The following is an 18,249-nucleotide window of genomic DNA, read 5'->3' as shown; positions in this document are numbered from 1 at the left end:
TATGAGCGTGCCCGCACGCCCGGCGCCGCTGTTCGCCGACATCGACGATGTCGCGCGGCGGCTGGCCGAAACCGGCTACCTGCCCGACACGGCGACCGCCACCGCGGTGTTCCTCGCCGACCGGTTGGGCAAACCGCTGCTCGTGGAGGGCCCGGCCGGGGTCGGCAAGACCGAGCTGGCCCGCGCGGTGGCGCAGTCCACCGGCTCGGGTCTGGTACGGCTGCAGTGCTACGAGGGGGTCGACGAGGCCCGCGCGCTCTACGAGTGGAATCACGCCAAACAGATCCTGCGGATCCAGACCGGCAGCCAAGGCGGTCATGCGGACTGGGATCAGACCAAGATGGACGTGTTCAGCGAGGAGTTCCTGCTGAGCCGTCCGCTGCTGACCGCGATCAGGCGTACCGACCCCACGGTGCTGCTGATCGACGAGACCGACAAGGCCGACATCGAGATCGAGGGTCTGCTGCTGGAGGTGCTCTCCGATTTCGCGGTCACCGTGCCCGAGCTGGGCACCATCACCGCCGAGCGGCCACCGTTCGTGCTGCTGACCTCCAATGCGACCCGCGAACTGTCCGAGGCGCTCAAACGCCGCTGCCTGTTCCTGCACATCGACTTCCCCGATCCGGACCTGGAGCGCCGCATCCTGCTGTCGCGGGTACCGGAGCTGCCCGAGCACATCGCCTCCGAGCTGGTCCGGATCATCGGTGTGTTGCGCGGTATGCAACTCAAGAAGCTGCCCTCGGTGGCCGAGACGATCGACTGGGGCCGCACCGTGCTGGCGCTCGGCATGGACACGATCGACGATCAGATGATCGCCGCGACCCTCGGCGTGGTGCTCAAACACCAATCCGATCAGCAGCGCGCCGCCGGAGAGCTCAGGCTGAACTGATGGCGTCCCGGCGCATTCGACCGCCCCAGCCGCTGGCCCCCAACGGCCTGCCGGGCCATCTCGTCGAGTTCGTCGAAGCGCTGCGCGGCCAGGGCATCGCGGTCGGTCCGTCCGAGACCGTCGATGCCGGCCGGGTGATCACCGTGCTGGGCCTTGGCGACCGGGAGGCGCTGCGCGAGGGCATCGCGTGCGCGGTGCTGCGCCGGGCCGATCACCGCGACACCTACGACGCGATGTTCGACCTGTTCTTCCCGGAGGCGCTGGGGACCCGGACCGTCGTCGACGACGGCACCGACGGCCCGGCAGCCGACCAGCAGGCGCTTCCGCCCGAGGACGTCGAGGCCATGCGCGCGGCCCTGGTGCAGATGCTCTCCGACGACGACACCCTGGCCGATCTCGACGACCGCCTGGCCGCGATGATCGCGCAGATCGTCGAGGCTTACGGCCGCTACAACTCCAGTCGCGGCCCGTCCTACTCGTCGTATCAGGCGCTCAAGGCGATGAGCCTGGACGACCTGGAGGGCCGGCTGCTGGCCGGGCTGCTCGCGCCCTACGGCGAGGAGCCCACGCCCACCCAGGAGGAGATCGCCAAGGCGCTGGCCGCGCAGCGGGTCGCGCAGCTGCGCAAGATGGTCGAGGCCGAGACCAAGCGGCGCACCGCCGAGCAGATGGGCCGTGAACACGTGCAGATGTACGGGGTTCCGCAGCTGGCCGAGAACGTCGAGTTCCTGCGGGCGTCCGGCGAGCAGCTGCGCCAGATGCGCAAGACGGTCGCGCCGCTGGCCCGCACGCTGGCGACCCGGCTGGCGGCGCGGCGGCGGCGCTCGCGGTCCGGGGAGATCGATCTGCGCAAGACGCTGCGCAAGTCGATGTCGACCGGCGGTGTGCCGATCGACGTGGTGCTCCGCAAGCCGCACCCGGCCCGGCCGGAGCTCGTCGTGCTGTGCGATGTGTCCGGTTCGGTGGCCGGGTTCAGTCATTTCACCCTGATGCTGGTCGCGGCGCTGCGCCAGCAGTTCTCCCGGGTTCGGGTGTTCGCCTTCATCGACACCACCGACGAGGTCACCGAGCTGTTCGGGCCCGAGGCCGACCTGGCCGTCGCGGTGCAGCGGATCACCCGCGAAGCGGGCGTCTACACCCGCGACGGCCACTCCGACTACGGGCACGCGTTCATGTCGTTCCTCGACAGGTTTCCGAGCGTGCTCTCGCCCCGCAGCTCGCTGCTGGTGCTGGGGGACGGGCGCAACAACTACCGCAATCCGCAGGTCGACCTGCTGGCCCACATGGTCTCCTCGAGCCGGCACGCGCACTGGCTCAACCCCGAACCGAAGCACCTGTGGGGCAGTGGCGATTCGGCGGTGCCGAAGTACGCCGATGTCATCGCCATGCACGAATGCCGGTCGGCCAAACAGCTGGCCTCGGTGATCGACGGTCTGCTGCCGGTGTGAGTTCTCCCCGCGAGCAGACACCCAGGTACCCGCAATCCGGCGAAAACGGGTACCGAGCTGTCTGCTCGCGCGGAGTCGGCGCAGGTCGCGGTCCGCGGAGCCTGCCGTAAGCTGCCTATTCGTGACTCGACGCAGGCTGGGCGTGATGGGTGGGACGTTCGACCCCATCCACAACGGGCACCTGGTCGCCGCCAGTGAGGTGGCCGACCTGTTCGATCTCGACGAGGTCCTTTTCGTGCCGACCGGACAACCCTGGCAGAAGCACGACCGGCGGGTCACCGCCGCCGAGGACCGTTACCTCATGACGGTGATCGCGACGGCGTCCAACCCGCGGTTCTCGGTGAGCCGGGTCGACATCGACCGCGGTGGCCCCACCTACACCAAGGACACCCTGCGCGATCTGCGGAAGCTCAATGCCGACGCTGACCTGTACTTCATCACGGGGGCCGACGCCCTGGCGTCGATCCTGTCCTGGCAGAACTGGGAGGATCTGTTTTCGATGGCGAGGTTCGTCGGCGTGAGCCGACCCGGCTATGAACTCGACGGTGAGCACATCTCGGCGGCCCTGCAGGAGTTGCCGCCCGATGCGCTGCAACTGGTGGAGGTGCCGGCGCTGGCCATCTCGTCGAGCGACTGCCGCAAGCGGGCCGAGGGGGACAGGCCGATCTGGTACCTGGTGCCCGACGGGGTGGTGCAGTACGTGGCCAAGCGAGGGCTCTACGCCGGGGTCGGGGCGGTCCGATGACCGCCACACCCGAAGCCGTCGAGCTGGCAACCGTCGCGGCGCGGGCCGCGGCGGCCAAGCTCGCCGACGACGTCGTGGTCATCGACGTGTCGGGTCAGCTGGTGATCACCGACTGCTTCGTCATCGCCTCGGCGTCCAACGAGCGGCAGGTCAACGCCATCGTCGACGAGGTCGAGGAGAAGATGCGGCTGGCCGGCCACAAACCCGCACGCCGCGAGGGCACCAGGGAAGGGCGCTGGACGCTGCTCGACTATGTCGACGTGGTGGTGCACATCCAGCATCAGGAGGAGCGCAATTTCTATGCGCTGGACCGGTTGTGGCGGGACTGCCCGCTGATTCCGGTCGACCTGGACCGGCCGCAGGAGCCGACCGAATGAGGGTCCGTCGACTCGTGCTGCTGCGCCACGGCCAGACCGAATACAACGCGGGCAGCCGGATGCAGGGCCAACTCGACACCGACCTGTCCGATCTGGGGCGCGATCAGGCCGCGGCCGCCGCCGAGGTGCTGGCGAAACGTCAACCGCTGCTGATCGTTTCGTCGGACCTCAAACGTGCCTTCGACACCGCGGTGGCGCTCGGTGACCGGTCCGGGCTACCCGTGCAGGTGGATCAGCGGCTGCGCGAGACCCACCTGGGGGACTGGCAGGGGCTGACCCACCTCGAGGTCGATGGCGCATCGCCGGGGGCCCGGCTGGCCTGGCGTGACGACGCCAGGTGGGCGCCGCACGGCGGGGAGAGCCGGGTGGACGTCGCCGTCCGCAGTACCCCGGTGGTAGCCGAACTCGCTGCCGGACAACCTGAGTGGGGTGTCGACGGGCCGGAACGACCGGTCGTCCTGGTGGCGCATGGCGGGCTGATCGCGGCACTGACGGCCGCGCTGCTCGGGCTGCCGGTGGACAACTGGCCGGTGCTGGGCGGTATGGGCAACGCGAGTTGGGTTCAGCTGTCCGGGCATTCCGCCGACGACGCCGACTTCGGGGCGATCCGGTGGCGGCTGGACGTGTGGAACGCCTCGGCGCAGGTTGCCAACGATGTCCTCTGAGCCCACCGCCGCACGCAGGCCGGTGTTGCTGGTTTTCGCCGATTCGCTGTCCTACTTCGGGCCGACGGGTGGGCTGCCGTCCGACGATCCGAGGATCTGGCCCAACATCGTGGCCGACCAGTTGGGCTGGGATCTGGAACTGATCGGCCGGATCGGCTGGACCTGCCGGGACGTCTGGTGGGCGGCGACGCAGGATCCGCGGTCCTGGGCCGCCCTGCCCCGCGCGGGTGCCGTGGTGTTCGCCACCGGCGGCATGGACTCGTTGCCGTCTCCGCTGCCGACCGCGCTGCGCGAGTCGATCCGCTATCTGCGGCCGGCCTGGCTGCGGCGCTGGGTGCGCGACGGATACGGGTGGGCGCAGCCACGCCTTTCGCCCATCGCCCGCCCGGCACTGCCGCCGCGGGTGACCGTCGAGTACCTCGAAATGACCCGCAACGCCATCGATTTCAACCGTCCGGGAATCCCGGTGGTGGCCTCGTTGCCGTCGGTGCACATCGCCGACACCTACGGCAGGGCCCATCACGGCAGGGAGCCGACCGTGCGCGCGATCACGGCCTGGGCCGAGGAACACGACGTCGCGCTGGTGGACCTCAAGGCCGCCGTGGCCGACGAGGTGCTGGGCGGGCACGGTAACCCCGACGGGATCCACTGGAGCTTCGAGGCACACCGGTCGGTGGCCGAGCACATGCTCAAGGGGCTGGTGGCGGCCGGCGTGACCCAGCGGGATTCCGCGGACTGATATGGCCGTCGTGGTGGTGACCGACTCGTCGTCGCGGCTTGGGCCCGAGGTGCGTCGGCGGTGGGAGATCCGGCAGGTGCCGCTGCATGTGCTCGACGACGACACCGATCTGCGCGACGGTCTGGACCCGGTGCCACCCGATGTCCACGACCGGGCCAAGGTTTCCACCGCCGGTGCCACGCCGATGGAACTAGGTGAGACCTACCGCCGGGCCCTCGCCGACAGCGGCGGCGACGGTGTTGTGGCCGTGCATATTTCGGCCGCACTGTCGAGTACCTGTAGTTCGGCGGCGCTGGCCGCCCGCGAATTCGGCCAGGCCGTGCGGGTGGTGAACTCGCGCTCGGCCGCGATGGGTGTGGGTTTCGTGGCCTTGGCCGCCGCGCGATCGGCCGGCGCCGGGGCGGGGCTGGACCAGGTCGAGGCGTCGGCCAGGGCCGCGGCGGGGCGCGGGCGCGCGTTCATCGTCGTGCACCGGCTGGACAACCTGCGGCGCAGCGGCCGGATCGGCGCCGCGGCGTCCTGGCTGGGTACCGCGCTGTCGCTCAAACCCCTGCTGTGCCTGGACATCGACGGACGGCTGGTGCTGTCGCAGCGGATCCGCACCATTTCCAAGGCGCATGCGGCGCTCGTCGATCAGGTCGCCGAGGCGATCGGGGACCGGCAGGCGAGTGTGGTGGTGCACCACGTCGACAACCCCGACGCGGCCGAGGAACTCCGCACCGCGGTGCAGGAGCGGGTGCCGCAACTGGATTCGGTGCCGGTGTCCGATATGGGTCCGGTGCTCGCGGTCCATGTCGGCGCGGGCGCGGTCGGCGTGGTGATCTCGGTCGACGAGGACCAGCCCGGCCAGGGACTGCAAGCGCCGGTTTCTCCCTGAGGGTTGTGGATCGGCCGTGTGCACAACCCTCGGGTAGAAAGCGGCTCAGCCCGCGAAGCGCCCGGTGATCGGCGGCAGATCCTTGAGCGTCACGATCCCGGGCGGGGCGGCCACCACGGCGGGCACCGCATTGGTCACCGGCAGCGCCGTGTAGATCATGCCCAGGCCCATGAAGCCGGGTTCGGTCCAGTCCTTGGGCGGCAGGCAGTGCAGCACGGTGCGCATATTGGGCAGCCCGAACACCTGGATGACATGGCCGTGCTCAAGGGGTTTGGGTGGGGTGACGTGATCGCCCATGGTCCAGTTGAACCCGACACTGACCACGTTGCGTTCGCCGACCCAGCCGCGGTGGTAACCGTAGACGCTAGCGACCGTGCCCTTCGGGATCCGCATGAAGCCCAGATCGGTGTCGTCGGTGGCCGCGGTGAACGTGACGTCGAAGGTCATCCGGTCCAGTTGGGCGCCGATCGCGTCGGCCATCATCGCGGCCGATTCGGCGAACACCTCGCTCTCCCGGCGCACGCTCTCGGCCAGGCCCGGTGTGTCGGGGTCCTGCGAGAACCCCATGGCGGTCTGGGTGCCGGCGGACTCGTAGGTCGAGCAGTCGACCGATTCGGTGATCCGGATCTCGTCGACACGCTCGCATGAGCCGGAGAGCACCATGCCGACCATATTGGTCATGCCGGGATGCGCTCCGCTGCCGAAGATGGTGGAATTGCCTGTCTCACATGCCTTCCGGATGCGCTGAAGGTCTTCGGGAGACTGCTTGCCGCCGGTGATCCAGGCCGCGCTGGAGCAGACGTTGACGCCGGCCGCCAGCAGCCGGGTCAGCTCGTCGATATCCGGCCACAGCGGGTTGTAACAGCAGGCGTCCGGCTTGAGCGCCAGCAGATCGTCGATCGAGTTGGTGGCTCGCACCCCGGTGGGGTGCGGCAGGCCGGCCAGGTCGGCGGCGTCGACGCCGAGCTTGTCGGCCCCGTGCGCGTACACGCCGACGAGTTCCATATCGTCGCGGCCGATGATGGCGTGCAGTGAACGTCGCCCGATATTGCCGGTGGTCCACTGGATGACCCGAATCGGCCGGTGCGCTGTGGTCATAGTCCGTCTCCTCGATGAGCCTGCCCGTGCAGTAGACACTATCGACGGGCTGTTCACTACCGTCGGGGCTGCGGTCTGGCGGTCGCGGCCGCGGCGTCGCACAATCGGATTATGGGGCCCACCGTGACTCCATGAATCGAACTCGTTGAATCGAGGCTGGTCATGGACATGCTCTACTCACTCGGGACGACAGTGGCCGCCGTGCTGGCTCTGGCCTGGCTGTGCGTCGCCAACATCCGCGTGGTCAGGCAATACGAGAGGGGCGTGGTGTTCCGGTTCGGCCGGGTCCGCGACAACGTCCGCCGACCCGGGCTGACCATGCTGATCCCGGTGGCCGACCGGCTGCAGAAGGTGAACATGCAGATCATCACGATGCCGATCCCCGCACAGGACGGCATCACCCGCGACAACGTCACCGTGCGGGTCGACGCGGTGATCTACTTCAAGGTGGTGGATCCGGTGCGGGCCGTCGTCGACGTGCAGGACTACATGTCGGCGATCGGTCAGGTCGCGCAGACCTCGCTGCGGTCGATCATCGGCAAGAGCAACCTCGACGACCTGCTGTCCAACCGCGAACGGCTCAATCAGGGCCTGGAGTTGCTGATCGACAGTCCGGCGTTGGGCTGGGGCATCCACATCGACAGGGTCGAGATCAAGGATGTGGTACTGCCGGATTCGATGAAGCGGTCGATCGCCCGTCAGGCCGAGGCCGAGCGTGAGCGCCGGGCGCGGGTGATCACCGCCGACGGCGAACTCCAGGCGTCCGAAAAGCTCGCCGCGGCCGCCGATGTGATGGCCACCGAACCCGCGGCGCTGCAGCTGCGGTTGTTGGAGACGGTCGTCGAGGTCGCCGCCGAGAAGAATTCGACGGTGGTGCTGCCGTTCCCGGTCGAGCTTCTGCGATTCCTGGAGCGCGCGACGCCGGGGCCATCGATCCGGGCGGCCGAGCCCGAGCGTACTTCGGCCGGCATCGTCAACGGGCGTCCGACCGAATGATCCGCGGCCGGTGTGCGCGGCCCCGGCCTATCCGGATGCGCCGGAACCTTCGGTGCTGAGCAACGCGACCGACGAGTCCGTGCCGATACCGAGACCCGAGCGTGCCGGCTCGGCCGCCAGAATCCGCAGCGCGGCCAGGCTTGCCGCGCCGCACGGGCCCGCGTCGACACCGAGGCCGGCGAGTTCGGCGGCGGCCCGCGCGGCCGACTCGTCGTCGACCACGACCGCACCGGCCAGCCCGGTCCGGAGATCGGGCCAGGCCAGGTAGGACGGTGTGCCGCAGTTCAGCCCGGCCATGCTGGTCCGGCCGGTCGGCACGGTGGTCATGGCGTCGGCGGCCAGGCTGGCCCGGATGCAGTCGGCCACATCGGGTTCGACCGAGACGATGCGGCAGTCCGGGCGGGACCGGCCGAAGGTCACCGCGGCGTGGGCCAGGGAGCCGACCCCGGCGGGCACCACGATGAGATCGAGGCCCGCGCCGAGTTCGGCGGCCTGATCGGCCGCCTCGTCGAACAAGGTCGCGTATCCGTCGACGATCCACTGGGGTACGTCCTCGTAGCCAGGCCACGACGTGTCCTGCACCAGCAGCGCGTCGGGGTCGGCATCGGCCAGCTCGGCCGCCCGGCGGACCGCGTCGTCGTATGCCACGTCGAGGACCCGCAGCTCGGCGCCCTCGGCCCGGATCAGGTCGACGGCCCGCTCGGAAACCCCTTGCGGCACCACGATTGTCGCCGGCAGGTTCATCAGCTTGGCCATCCGCGCCACCGCGCGGCCGTGGTTGCCGTCGGTGGCGGTGACCAGTCGGGGCCGCGCGCGGTCGCTAGAGCGCAGCGCGCGGTGCACGGCCCAGGACGCGCCGAGCATCTTGAACGCGGGCAGCCCGAGCCGCAGCGACTCGTCCTTGACCAGGACCCTGCCGAGGCCGAGGGCATCGGCAACGGCGGGCAGCGAGACCAGCGGGGTGACCGCATAGTCCGGGAGGGTCTGGTGGAACTCCCGGACGTCGCTGGTCGATCGCGACTCCGCGGCGCGTCCCGGTGCCCAGGCGGGGTTGAGCAATAGCGGTCCGGTCGTCTGCACGGCACACCTCCTGTCTCCGAACAGTAGGCATCGCCGGAGCCGGACAACATCACCGATTCCTGCCGTCGACCCGGCAGCATTACTGAAGTATTTCTAGAATCGGGTGATGCTGGACGTCCGTCGACTGCGTTTTCTGGTGGAGCTACGCCGGCGCGGGACCATCGCGGCGGTCGCCGAGGCGCTGCACATGAGCCCGTCCGGGATCTCCCAGCAGTTGGCGCTGCTGGAACGGGAGGCGGGGGCGGCGCTGCTGGAGCGGATCGGTCGAGGGGTGCGGCTGACCGAGGCGGGTCAGCGGCTGGCACAGCGGGGTGCCGACATCCTGGCCGCGATCGAACTGGCGCAGGCCGAGTTGCGGTCCGATGCCGAACCGCCGACCGGAACCTGCCGGGTGGCCGCCTTCGGCAGTGCCGCCCGCGCGCTGGTCCCGGCGCTGCTCGACTGCCAGCGGCGCCATCAGGGGCTGCGGGTCGAGCTCGTCGAATCCGAGCCGGAGGTGGCGATCCCCGCGCTGCTCAGCGGGGAATTCGACGTGGTGGTCAGCGAGGAGTACCCGGGTGGCGGCCCGGGGCTACCGCGGCACGTGCACCGTGAGGTGCTGGCCACCGACCCGATGGAGGCCGTGGCCGCGACGTCACTGTTAGCCGGGCGCGAGCTGGTCAGGGCTGGCGGTGAGCTGCCGTGGGCGCTGGAGCCGGGCGGCGCGGCGTCGCGGGCCTGGGCCGTGCAGCACTGCCTGGGGCTGGGCTTCACGCCGAAGGTGCAATACGAGTCCTACGACCTCGACCTGCTGCTGTTGCTGGTGCATCAGGGGGCCGCGGCCAGCGTGCTGCCCCGGCTGGTGCTGCCGCCGCAGCGGGAGACCGCGACCCTGGTCCGGCTCGAGACCGGATGGGCGCGGACCCTGGTCGCGCTGACCCGCCGGGCCCGCACCGATGACCCCTCGGTGCGGGCGGTCCGGCGATCGCTGCACGGCCGATTCCAGGATTCGGCAGTTTCAGTGACGGATGTGCTTCACTGACCGGAGCTGGTCCCCGGGCCGGTCGGATGGGGATACTCGGAGCAGACGACCCGAAGAGGCCAGGAGGACCCATGGCGCCACGAGTAGCGTTGACCACCGACATCGGCGAAGGGCTGGGCCGCTGGAGCCTTGGTGACGACGACGCCCTGCTCGACATCGTCACTAGCGCCAACATCGCCTGCGGATTTCACGGTGGCGACCCGAGCACCATGCGCCGTACCTGTGCGATCTCGGTCAAGAACAACGTTGCGATCGGCGCCCAGGTGAGCTACCGCGATCTGCACGGCTTCGGCCGTCGCTACATCGCGGTCCCCGGCCCCGAGCTGCGCGACGATTTCCTGTATCAGATGGGCGCTTTGGAGGTGTTTGCGCGCCTGGCCGGCGGTCAGGTCGACTTTGTCCGCGCCCACGGCGCGCTGTGGACCGTCGTCATCGACAACACCGAGCACGCCAAGGCGCTGGTCGACGCGACACTCGAATTCAACCCGAAGATACCGCTTCTCGCGTCCCCGGGCTCCGAGGTCTGGCGCATCGGCGAGGAGGCCGGCCTGCGCATGATGGCCGAGGCGTTCGTCGACCGGGCCTACACCCCCAGGGGTTTCCTGCAGTCCCGCCTGGAGCCCAACGCCCTGCTGACCGACGCCGATGCGGCCGCGGCGCGGGCCGTGCAGATGGTCACCGAGGGGCAGGTCACCGCCAACGACGGCAGCCGGGTCGCGGTCAACGCGGAAACGCTGCTGGTGCACTGCGACACCCCCGGCGCCGTCGACATCGCGCGCAAGACCCGGGCCGCGCTGGAGGCCGCGGGGATCGAGCTGTATCCCATTCGGTGACCCGCGATCCGGTGTGCCCGCCCGCATTACGGCCGTGCGGGGACGAGGCCTGGCTACTGGACCTCGATGACAACCGGTCGGTGCACCGCTGGGCGGCCGCGGTCCGCCACGCCGGGCTGCCGGGTGTGTGCGAGGTGGTCCCCGGGCTGACCACGCTGCTGGTGACGCTCGACCCGGGGGTGACCAGCGCGGCCGAGCTGCGGGCCGGCCTGCAGCGGCTGGTGCCGGGCCCCGGCGATGCCGACGACGCGGACTGCCACATCATCGAAGTGTGTTACGACGGTGCGGATCTCGCCGAGGTGTCCCGCCTGACCGGGCTCACCGTCACCGAGGTCATCGCCGCGCATACCGGCACGCCGTGGCGCGTCGCGTTCTGCGGGTTCGCCCCCGGCTTCTCCTATCTGGTCGGCGGTGACCCGCGGCTGCGGGTGCCGCGGCGCGATGAGGCACGGATCCGGGTACCCGCAGGCGCCGTCGCGATCGCCGGCGAGTTCTCCTCGGTCTACCCGAGGGCCTCGCCCGGCGGGTGGCAACTCCTTGGCCGCACCGACGCGGTGCTGTGGGACGCGTCGGCCGACCCGCCGGCGGTTCTGCGTCCCGGTGCGACGGTGCGATTCCGCGAGGTGGGCCGATGACCCGGCTCACCGTCGAATCCGTCGGCGTGCTGGCGCTTTTGGAGGACCACGGCCGGCGTGGCCTGGCCCACCTCGGGGTGGGACAGTCCGGCGCCGCCGACCGCGCCTCCTACGATCTGGCGAACCGGCTGGTCGGCAACCGGCCGGGGGCGCCGGGGATCGAGGTCACCCTTGGCCGCATGACGTTCACGGTGGACTCACCGGTGCTGATCGCGGTGACCGGCGCCCCGGTCCCGATCACCTGCGCCGGCCGGGGGCATGGCCTCAACGCGGCCTTCACGGTGCGGGCCGGTGAGCAGGTCACGCTCGGCGCCCCCACCGAGGGGATGCGCAGCTACGTGGCCGTGCGCGGTGGGCTGGTCGGCAGGCGGATGCTCGGATCGATGTCCTGGGACACCATGGCGCAGCTCGGGACGCCGCCGCTGCGGGCGCACGACGTATTACCCGTCGGCGACGACGCGGGGGATTGGCCCGCAACCGATCTGGCGCCCACCCCGACGTTGAACGCCCGCAGGCTGACCCTGCCGCTGCGGCTCGGCCCGCGCGACGACTGGTTCACCGACGAGGCCCTGGCCCGGTTGGCCGGTGACGAGTTCACCGTGACCCCCGACACCGATCGGGTCGGCATCCGCCTCGACGGGCCCGACCTGGCCCGCCGCCGGAGCGGGGAACTCGCGAGCGAGGGTGTGGTACTCGGCGCCCTTCAGGTGCCGACCAGGGGTCGCCCGACGTTGTTCCTGGCCGATCGGCCGGTGACCGGCGGCTATCCGGTCGTCGGCGTGGCGCCGCGCGCGGCGGTGAATCTGGCCGCTCAGGCCGTTCCCGGGACGCGCATCCGATTCACGCCCTTTCGCGAGGAACTGAATGTCAATCAGTGACAAACGGGAGCCGCTGAGTTGGCTAGTGCTGACATGGAATGGTGCGGGTGGTCTGGCATAACGTGGCGCCACACCAGCCCTCACGAGCAAAGAGAGAGGACGGCGCCCATGCCCGCGACTTTCGGGTTGGCCGTTGAGAACTTCACCTCGGCCGAGAAGACACCGCAGATCGACGAGCTGCTCAACACGGCACGGCGGGCCGAACAACTCGGGTTCACCTCGTTGTGGGCGTGGGATCATCTGTTCCTCGGCAGCCGCCAGCCCTTCCCGCAGCTGGAGGCGCTCACCACGCTGGCCGTGCTGGCAAGCCACACCAGCACCATCACGCTGGGCACCGGCGTCCTGGTGCTTCCGATCCGGGATCCGGCGCTGCTGGCCAAGACCGCCGCGACGATCCAGGCGGTCTCCGAGGGCCGTCTGCGCCTCGGGGTCGCCGCAGGCTGGTACGAACGCGAATTCGATGCCACCGGAACGCCGTTCAGGAATCGGGGCAAGATCTTCGAGCGCAACCTGGAGATCTGCATGGACCTCTGGACCCGCGATGAAGTCACCGGCACCTGGGACGACCTGGAATTCCGGCGGGTCAAGATGCTGCCGCTGCCGCAGCCGCGGCCCCAGGTGCTCATCGGCGGCTACGTCGACCGGGTGCTGAAACGGGTCGCCACGCTCGGCGACGGCTGGCTGACCTACTTCTACACCGCCGAGGCGTTCGCCGAGTCCTGGGCCAAGATCACCCGGTTCGCCGAGCAGGCCGGCCGCGACCCGGCCCAACTGCACTCGCTCAACCAGCTGCCGATCTGCATCGGCTCGTCCAGGGAGCAGGCGCAGGCACTCACCGGGCCGTGGCTGGCGTCCTACTTCGACACCCCGGAGTGGAGCAGTGCCACCCCCGACAGCGCGATCTGCGGAACCCCCGAGGACTGTGCCGAGCAGATCGCGGCCCACCTCGACGCCGGTGTCCGGGAGATCTGCCTGATCCCCCACGCGTATGACCCCGAACAGGTGGAGCGGTTCGCGGCCGAGGTGCGGCCGCTGCTGGGCAGTCTGGTGGCGGTGGCATGAGCGGGCGACTGATGTCGGGCGGGGTGCTCGAAGCGCGCCGGGAACTCGAAGGGCTCGACCGGGCCCGCGGGGACAAGGTCACCACGGCGGCCGACGCGATCCGCCGGCTGGTCCCCGACGGTGCGGTGATCGGAGTGGGCGGCACCAACCACGCCCGCACCCCGATGGCGCTGCTGATCGAGGTGTTGCGGCAGGGACGCACCGGGCTGACGATGACCCGGCCGCTGTCATGCTTCGAGGCCGAGCTCATGCTGGCCACCGGCACCGCCGAGCGGATCATGACCAGCTGGGTCGGAATCGGCCACGGCTGGGGTCTGGCCCCGGTGGTGCGGCAGCTGGTCGAGCAGGGCCGCCCGGTCTTCGAGGAGTGGAGCCATCTCGGTATCGGGTTGCGCTACAAGGCCGGCGCCATGGGAGTGCCGTATCTGCCCACGGTCAGCATGCTCGGCTCCGATATCGATGCGCAGCTGGGCCTGGCGAAGGTCACCTGCCCCTACACCGGGCAGCTCCTCAACGCCGTGCCGAGCCTCAATCCCGATGTGGCACTGATCCACGTTCAGCGCGCCGATCCGCTCGGCAACGCCCAGATCGACGGCTATCAACTGATGGACGGCGATCTGGCGCTGGCCGCCCGCCGGGTCATCCTCACCGCCGAGGAGATCGTCACCACCGACGAGTTCCGCAGCGATCCGGCCCGCACCGCCATCCCGGGTTTCGCCGTCGATGCCGTCGTGCACCAGCCGATGGGCGCCTACCCTCACGAGTGCTATGGGCGCTACGAAGCCGACCTCGACGAATTCACCGCCTATATGCACGCCGTGAAGGCGGACGGGATCGCCGGGGCGAGGTCGCACGTCGCCGGCCTGACCGCCCACCCCGACCACGACGCCTACCTGGCCTCGATCGACCCCGACCGACTGGCGACCGCACGGCGCACCGCGCAGGAGATGCTGCCCCGATGACCGATTCCCTGACCCGGCCGGCCGGGGTGCAGCACCCCGACGCCCGGCCCGACGAGATCATGACCATCGCCGCCAGCCGGCTCCTGGAGAACGGCAAGGTGCTGTTCGCCGGGATCGGTCAGCCGCTGGTCGCCGCCGCGATCGCCAAGCGCCGCCAGGCCCCGCACCTGACGGTGCTCCTCGAGGGCGGCATGATCGGCATCGAGCTGATGGCCGGCGAACTGCCCGCCTCCACCAACGAGGTGCGCGCCGCGGTCGGGGCGCAGATGCTGACCGGGGCCACCGACATCTTCCTGATGGCCCAGCGCGGTTTCTTCGACTACGGCTTCATCGGCGTCGCCCAGGTCGACCGGTACGGCAATGTCAACACCAGCCTGGTCGGTGACCCGGCCAGGCCCGCGGTGCGGCTGCCCGGCCCCGGCGGCGCCAACGACATCGCCTCGATGTGCAATGAGGTCGTCGTCGTCACCCAACACGAACCGCGACGTTTCGTCGAGCGGGTCGACTTCGTCAGCAGCCCGGGCTTCCTGTTCGGCGGAACCAGCCGACGCGACAGCGGGCTGCCGTTCGGCGGGCCCCGCTGGGTCGTCACCGATCTGGCCCTGCTGGACTTCGACCCGGAGTCCCGCCGGATGCGGGTGCGCGCGCTGCAGGCCGGCGTCACCCTCGACAGTGTGCGGGCCGCAACGGGATTCGAGCTGCTCGTGCACGAGCAGCTCGAGGAGCTCCCGGCGGTGGACGACGCCGAGCTGGTGCTGCTGCGTAACCTCGTCAACGGCGACGGTCAGGAGGAACCCGCATGACGGTGCAAGAGACGGTGTCGACGCCCGCCGAACGCACCCCGGCGAGCTGCTTCGAATATCAGCGGGCCGAATCGTGGGCCGACGCGATCGAGCTGCTCCAGCTGTGGGACGGTGAAGCCAAGATCCTCGCCGGAGGGCAGAGCCTGATACCAATGCTCAACCTGCGCTTGGCTTTTCCTGCGGCACTCATCGACGTCAACCCGATACCGGCGGCCGCCCCCCGCGTCGAGGGCGAGGAGCTCGTCATCGACGCCAACACCCGGCACCGGGTGCTGGTGACCTCCGATGTGGTGCGCGCCCACGCGCCGTTGCTGGCGCATGCGGTGCGGTTCGTCGGGAACGTGCGGGTGCGCAACCGCGGAACATTCGGCGGGACGCTCGCGCACGCCGACCCGACCGGTGAGATCGCCGCGGTCACCATGGCGATGGGCGGTGAGATCGAGGTGGCGGGCCCGTCCGGAACCCGCAGGATCGCGGCCGAGGACTTCTTCCTCACCTACCTCACCACCGCGACCGATCCGAACGAGGTGGTCGTCGGCGGGCGCATCCCCGTCGGCGGTGCCTGCCGGTGGGGTTTTCACGAAGTCGTCCGTCGCTACTCCGATTTCGCCACCGTGAGCGTCACCGTCATGGCCCGGCCGGCCGGGGACCTGCGGGTGGTGTTGGGGGGTGTGGCCGACCGCCCGCTGCTGGTCGACCGGGAGCTGCTGGCCCCGGCGCTGTCGGATCCGGGCAGCCCCGACCGCGCCCGCGAGAGTGCCGAGGCCATCGCGGCGTCGCTGGACCCCGACACCGATCTGCACGGCACCGCCGACTACCGGCGGCGGCTCGTCACGGTTCATACCCGGCGCCTGTTGCAGCAGGTGCTCGCAGGGAAGGGAGGCGCATCATGATCCGGACCCAGGTCGTGCTCCGGGTGAACGCCCGCGACCACGAGGTGTGGGTGCGCAACGACCGCACGCTGCTCGATGTGCTGCACGACGATCTCGGCATGCCCGACGTGCGGTACGGCTGCGCCGAAGGTGTCTGCGGCACCTGCACGGTGCTGCTGGACGGCGATCCGGTCAGTGCCTGCTGCCTCTACGCCGTTCAGGCCGAGGGCCACGACATCGTCACCCTGCGCGGCTGGTCGGATCCCCAGGAGGAACCGCATCCGCTGCAGAAATGCTTCCTGGAGCGCGGCGCCTCCCAATGCGGCTTCTGCACTCCGGGGATGTTGCTGACCGCGGCCACGCTGGCCGAACACAATCCGGACGCATCCCGCGAGGACATCCGTCACGAGCTGGTCGGAAATCTGTGCCGCTGCACCGGCTATCAGGCCATCGTCGACGCGGTCGAGGACTACCTGCACGCACCGGCCGTGGAGCGGGGAGGTGCCCAGTGACCACCGTCGAACCGGGAACCACCCCCGACACTACCGAACCAACCAGCGCTCCAGCCGAATTCGATCCCGACGCGGACTCCGGCCCCGAGGAGCGGGAACGCGACTTCCGGGTGGTGGGACAGTCACCCGCCCATCACGATTTCGTCAACAAGGTGCGCGGCACGTTGTTGTACGCCGCCGACTGGAACCTGCCGGGGATGATCCACGGGAAGGTGGTCCGGGCCGATATGGCGCCGGCGAAGATCGTGCGCATCGACACCTCGGCCGCCGAGCGGCTGGAAGGTGTGGTGGCGGTGCTCACGGCCGCCGACGTTCCGCACAACGCCATCGTCGAACACGCCAGCGGGGGACTGGGCGAACTGACCGTCGAGCAGCCCGTGCTGGCCCGGGACCGGGTCCGCTATGTGGGCGAACCGGTCGCGGTGGTGGCCGCCGACGACCCGGAGACTGCCGCCGAGGCCGCCGACCTGGTGGAGGTCGAATACGAACCGCTGCCCGGTGTCTACACCCCCGAGGATGCCCTGGCCGACCGCGCACCGCTGGTGCACGACGAGGGCAACGTGTTGGTCAACTGGCATCTGGAACGCGGCGACATCGACTCCGCATTCGCCGGGGCCGACGTCGTCGTCGAGGGCACCTACCGCAGCCAGCACGTCGAGCACGCCTACCTCGAAACCGAGGCGGGCGTCGGCTGGATCGAGAATGACGTTGTCACACTGAGGATTTCGACGCAAGTCATCGAGCACGCGGTGGAGATCGCCGCGATCCTCGGGCTGCCACAGAGTCAGGTCAGGGTGATCGCCTCCTATATGGGCGGCGGCTTCGGCGGCAAGGAGGATATGACCGTCGAACCCTATATCGCGCTGCTGGTCTGGCGGACGCGGCGCCCGGTCCGGATGATCTGGTCGAGGCAGGAGTCGATCCTGGCCAGCTCCAAACGTCACCCGTTCACCATGCATTACCGCACCGCGGCAGGCCGGGACGGCAAGATCCTCGCCGTCGACGCCGATATCGTCGGCGACGCCGGCGCCTACCCGTGCCTGAGCGCCCGCGTGCTGTTCGCCGGCGCGGCCCTGTCACCGGGCCCGTACAAGGTGCCCGTGGTCCGGGTCCGGTCCCGGGCGGTGTTCACCAACAACGTGCCCACCAGCGCCTTCCGCGGGTTCGGCGCCATGCAGGTGACGCTGGGCTACGAATCGCAGATGGACGCGCTGGCCGCCGAGTTGGGTCTGAGCCGCGAGGGGGTGCGCGACCGCAACTACATCGAGAAGGGGGATCTGCTGGCCGGCGGTGAACCCGTAACGACGGCCGTCGCGGTTCGCGAGACCCGCAGCGCCGCACTGGAACTGCTCGGTGAGCCGAGCCGGCCGAGCGGTCCCGGCAAGGTGGTCGGGCGGGGTTTCGCGTGCGGTATGCAACCGTACGGTCGCTCGATCTGGTTCCGCGACCACGCCGCCGCGTGGGTGACACTGCAAGCCGACGGCACCCTGCTGATCCGTAGCGGCGTGACCGATCTGGGTGCCGGTCAGGCCGCCAGCCTGTGCCAGATCGCCTCGGAGATCCTCGGCGTCGCGTTATCGGATATCAGCGTCTACATCGGGGACACCGCACTCACCCCGCCGGCCGGTGGTACCTACGCCACCCGTCAGCTCTACATGTCGGGCAACGCCATCCTGCGCGCCGCGCGCAAACTGCGCGACCAGCTCACCCCGGTTGCCGCCAAGGAGCTCGGGGTTCCCGAGGACGCACTGGTGTGG

At 69.9% G+C, this 18,249-nt stretch carries 20 protein-coding genes; 18 read left to right on the top strand and 2 right to left on the bottom strand.

What is annotated here, in order from left to right:
- Nucleotide 1 precedes the first annotated feature (1 nt).
- The 7 genes from ACWDTP_RS19625 to ACWDTP_RS19595 all read left to right on the top strand — a co-directional run bounded on the left by ACWDTP_RS19625 (nucleotide 2) and on the right by ACWDTP_RS19595 (nucleotide 5,740).
- Nucleotides 2–889, top strand: a complete 888-nt coding sequence (locus ACWDTP_RS19625) for an AAA family ATPase (RefSeq protein WP_450022723.1) — start codon at nucleotides 2–4, stop codon at nucleotides 887–889.
- Nucleotides 889–2,337, top strand: a complete 1,449-nt coding sequence (locus ACWDTP_RS19620) for a vWA domain-containing protein (RefSeq protein ID WP_450022721.1) — start codon at nucleotides 889–891, stop codon at nucleotides 2,335–2,337. The genes ACWDTP_RS19625 and ACWDTP_RS19620 overlap by 1 nt, the downstream gene beginning before the upstream one ends.
- Before the next feature lie 136 nt (nucleotides 2,338–2,473).
- The gene (gene nadD, locus ACWDTP_RS19615) at nucleotides 2,474–3,082 is read left to right on the top strand and encodes a nicotinate-nucleotide adenylyltransferase (protein ID WP_450022749.1); all 609 of its coding nucleotides are present in this window, start codon (nucleotides 2,474–2,476) and stop codon (nucleotides 3,080–3,082) included.
- Nucleotides 3,079–3,459 carry a ribosome silencing factor gene (rsfS, locus tag ACWDTP_RS19610; RefSeq protein WP_450022719.1) on the top strand — a complete coding sequence of 127 codons (381 nt, stop codon included), beginning with the start codon at nucleotides 3,079–3,081 and terminating at the stop codon, nucleotides 3,457–3,459. The genes nadD and rsfS overlap by 4 nt, the downstream gene beginning before the upstream one ends.
- Nucleotides 3,456–4,124: a glucosyl-3-phosphoglycerate phosphatase gene (gene gpgP / locus ACWDTP_RS19605; protein WP_450022717.1), complete on the top strand. Its 669-nt coding sequence runs from the start codon at nucleotides 3,456–3,458 to the stop codon at nucleotides 4,122–4,124. Before rsfS ends, gpgP begins: the two co-directional genes overlap by 4 nt.
- On the top strand, nucleotides 4,114–4,863 hold the full coding sequence (gene octT, locus ACWDTP_RS19600; protein ID WP_450022715.1) for a diglucosylglycerate octanoyltransferase: 750 nt from the start codon (nucleotides 4,114–4,116) through the stop codon (nucleotides 4,861–4,863). Before gpgP ends, octT begins: the two co-directional genes overlap by 11 nt.
- A gap of 1 nt (nucleotide 4,864) precedes the next feature.
- Nucleotides 4,865–5,740 carry a DegV family protein gene (locus ACWDTP_RS19595; RefSeq protein ID WP_450022713.1) on the top strand — a complete coding sequence of 292 codons (876 nt, stop codon included), beginning with the start codon at nucleotides 4,865–4,867 and terminating at the stop codon, nucleotides 5,738–5,740.
- A gap of 45 nt (nucleotides 5,741–5,785) precedes the next feature.
- Here ACWDTP_RS19595 and ACWDTP_RS19590 read toward each other — a convergent pair whose 3' ends face one another.
- Nucleotides 5,786–6,838 carry an NAD(P)H-dependent amine dehydrogenase family protein gene (locus ACWDTP_RS19590; protein WP_450022711.1) on the bottom strand — a complete coding sequence of 351 codons (1,053 nt, stop codon included), beginning with the start codon at nucleotides 6,836–6,838 and terminating at the stop codon, nucleotides 5,786–5,788.
- Between the two features lie 162 nt (nucleotides 6,839–7,000).
- Here ACWDTP_RS19590 and ACWDTP_RS19585 point away from each other — a divergent pair, with 162 nt between their 5' ends.
- Nucleotides 7,001–7,834 (top strand): SPFH domain-containing protein, encoded by an 834-nt coding sequence (locus tag ACWDTP_RS19585; protein ID WP_450022709.1) that lies wholly within the window; start codon nucleotides 7,001–7,003, stop codon nucleotides 7,832–7,834.
- A gap of 27 nt (nucleotides 7,835–7,861) precedes the next feature.
- On the opposite strand, the gene ACWDTP_RS19580 is transcribed toward ACWDTP_RS19585, so the two are convergent.
- Complete coding sequence (locus tag ACWDTP_RS19580; protein ID WP_450022707.1) at nucleotides 7,862–8,914, bottom strand: pyridoxal-phosphate dependent enzyme; 1,053 nt, start codon at nucleotides 8,912–8,914, stop codon at nucleotides 7,862–7,864.
- 106 nt (nucleotides 8,915–9,020) lie between these two features.
- On the opposite strand from ACWDTP_RS19580, the gene ACWDTP_RS19575 reads away from it, so the two are divergent.
- From ACWDTP_RS19575 to ACWDTP_RS19530, 10 genes are all read left to right on the top strand, one after another.
- The gene (locus ACWDTP_RS19575) at nucleotides 9,021–9,935 is read left to right on the top strand and encodes a LysR family transcriptional regulator (protein ID WP_450022705.1); all 915 of its coding nucleotides are present in this window, start codon (nucleotides 9,021–9,023) and stop codon (nucleotides 9,933–9,935) included.
- Nucleotides 9,936–10,006: 71 nt separating this feature from the next.
- Nucleotides 10,007–10,768 (top strand): LamB/YcsF family protein, encoded by a 762-nt coding sequence (locus ACWDTP_RS19570; RefSeq protein ID WP_450022703.1) that lies wholly within the window; start codon nucleotides 10,007–10,009, stop codon nucleotides 10,766–10,768.
- Complete coding sequence (locus tag ACWDTP_RS19565) at nucleotides 10,765–11,403, top strand: 5-oxoprolinase subunit B family protein (protein WP_450022701.1); 639 nt, start codon at nucleotides 10,765–10,767, stop codon at nucleotides 11,401–11,403. Before ACWDTP_RS19570 ends, ACWDTP_RS19565 begins: the two co-directional genes overlap by 4 nt.
- Entirely contained in the window at nucleotides 11,400–12,281 is an 882-nt protein-coding gene (locus ACWDTP_RS19560) for a 5-oxoprolinase subunit C family protein (RefSeq protein WP_450022699.1), read from the top strand. The genes ACWDTP_RS19565 and ACWDTP_RS19560 overlap by 4 nt, the downstream gene beginning before the upstream one ends.
- A gap of 108 nt (nucleotides 12,282–12,389) precedes the next feature.
- Nucleotides 12,390–13,343 carry an LLM class flavin-dependent oxidoreductase gene (locus ACWDTP_RS19555; protein WP_450022697.1) on the top strand — a complete coding sequence of 318 codons (954 nt, stop codon included), beginning with the start codon at nucleotides 12,390–12,392 and terminating at the stop codon, nucleotides 13,341–13,343.
- Nucleotides 13,340–14,305 (top strand): CoA transferase subunit A, encoded by a 966-nt coding sequence (locus tag ACWDTP_RS19550; protein WP_450022695.1) that lies wholly within the window; start codon nucleotides 13,340–13,342, stop codon nucleotides 14,303–14,305. The genes ACWDTP_RS19555 and ACWDTP_RS19550 overlap by 4 nt, the downstream gene beginning before the upstream one ends.
- Nucleotides 14,302–15,108 (top strand): CoA-transferase subunit beta, encoded by an 807-nt coding sequence (locus tag ACWDTP_RS19545; protein WP_450022693.1) that lies wholly within the window; start codon nucleotides 14,302–14,304, stop codon nucleotides 15,106–15,108. The genes ACWDTP_RS19550 and ACWDTP_RS19545 overlap by 4 nt, the downstream gene beginning before the upstream one ends.
- Nucleotides 15,105–16,001: an FAD binding domain-containing protein gene (locus ACWDTP_RS19540; RefSeq protein WP_450022691.1), complete on the top strand. Its 897-nt coding sequence runs from the start codon at nucleotides 15,105–15,107 to the stop codon at nucleotides 15,999–16,001. The genes ACWDTP_RS19545 and ACWDTP_RS19540 overlap by 4 nt, the downstream gene beginning before the upstream one ends.
- Entirely contained in the window at nucleotides 15,998–16,492 is a 495-nt protein-coding gene (locus ACWDTP_RS19535; RefSeq protein WP_450022689.1) for a (2Fe-2S)-binding protein, read from the top strand. Before ACWDTP_RS19540 ends, ACWDTP_RS19535 begins: the two co-directional genes overlap by 4 nt.
- Nucleotides 16,489–18,249: xanthine dehydrogenase family protein molybdopterin-binding subunit (locus tag ACWDTP_RS19530; protein WP_450022687.1), on the top strand; the 1,761-nt coding region annotated here is incomplete at its 3' end. The genes ACWDTP_RS19535 and ACWDTP_RS19530, both read left to right, overlap by 4 nt.

This window comes from Mycobacterium sp. NPDC003449, from assembly GCF_053588415.1.
Note: the sequence above shows the minus strand (reverse complement) of the source record. Positions and strands in the feature narration are given on the sequence as shown.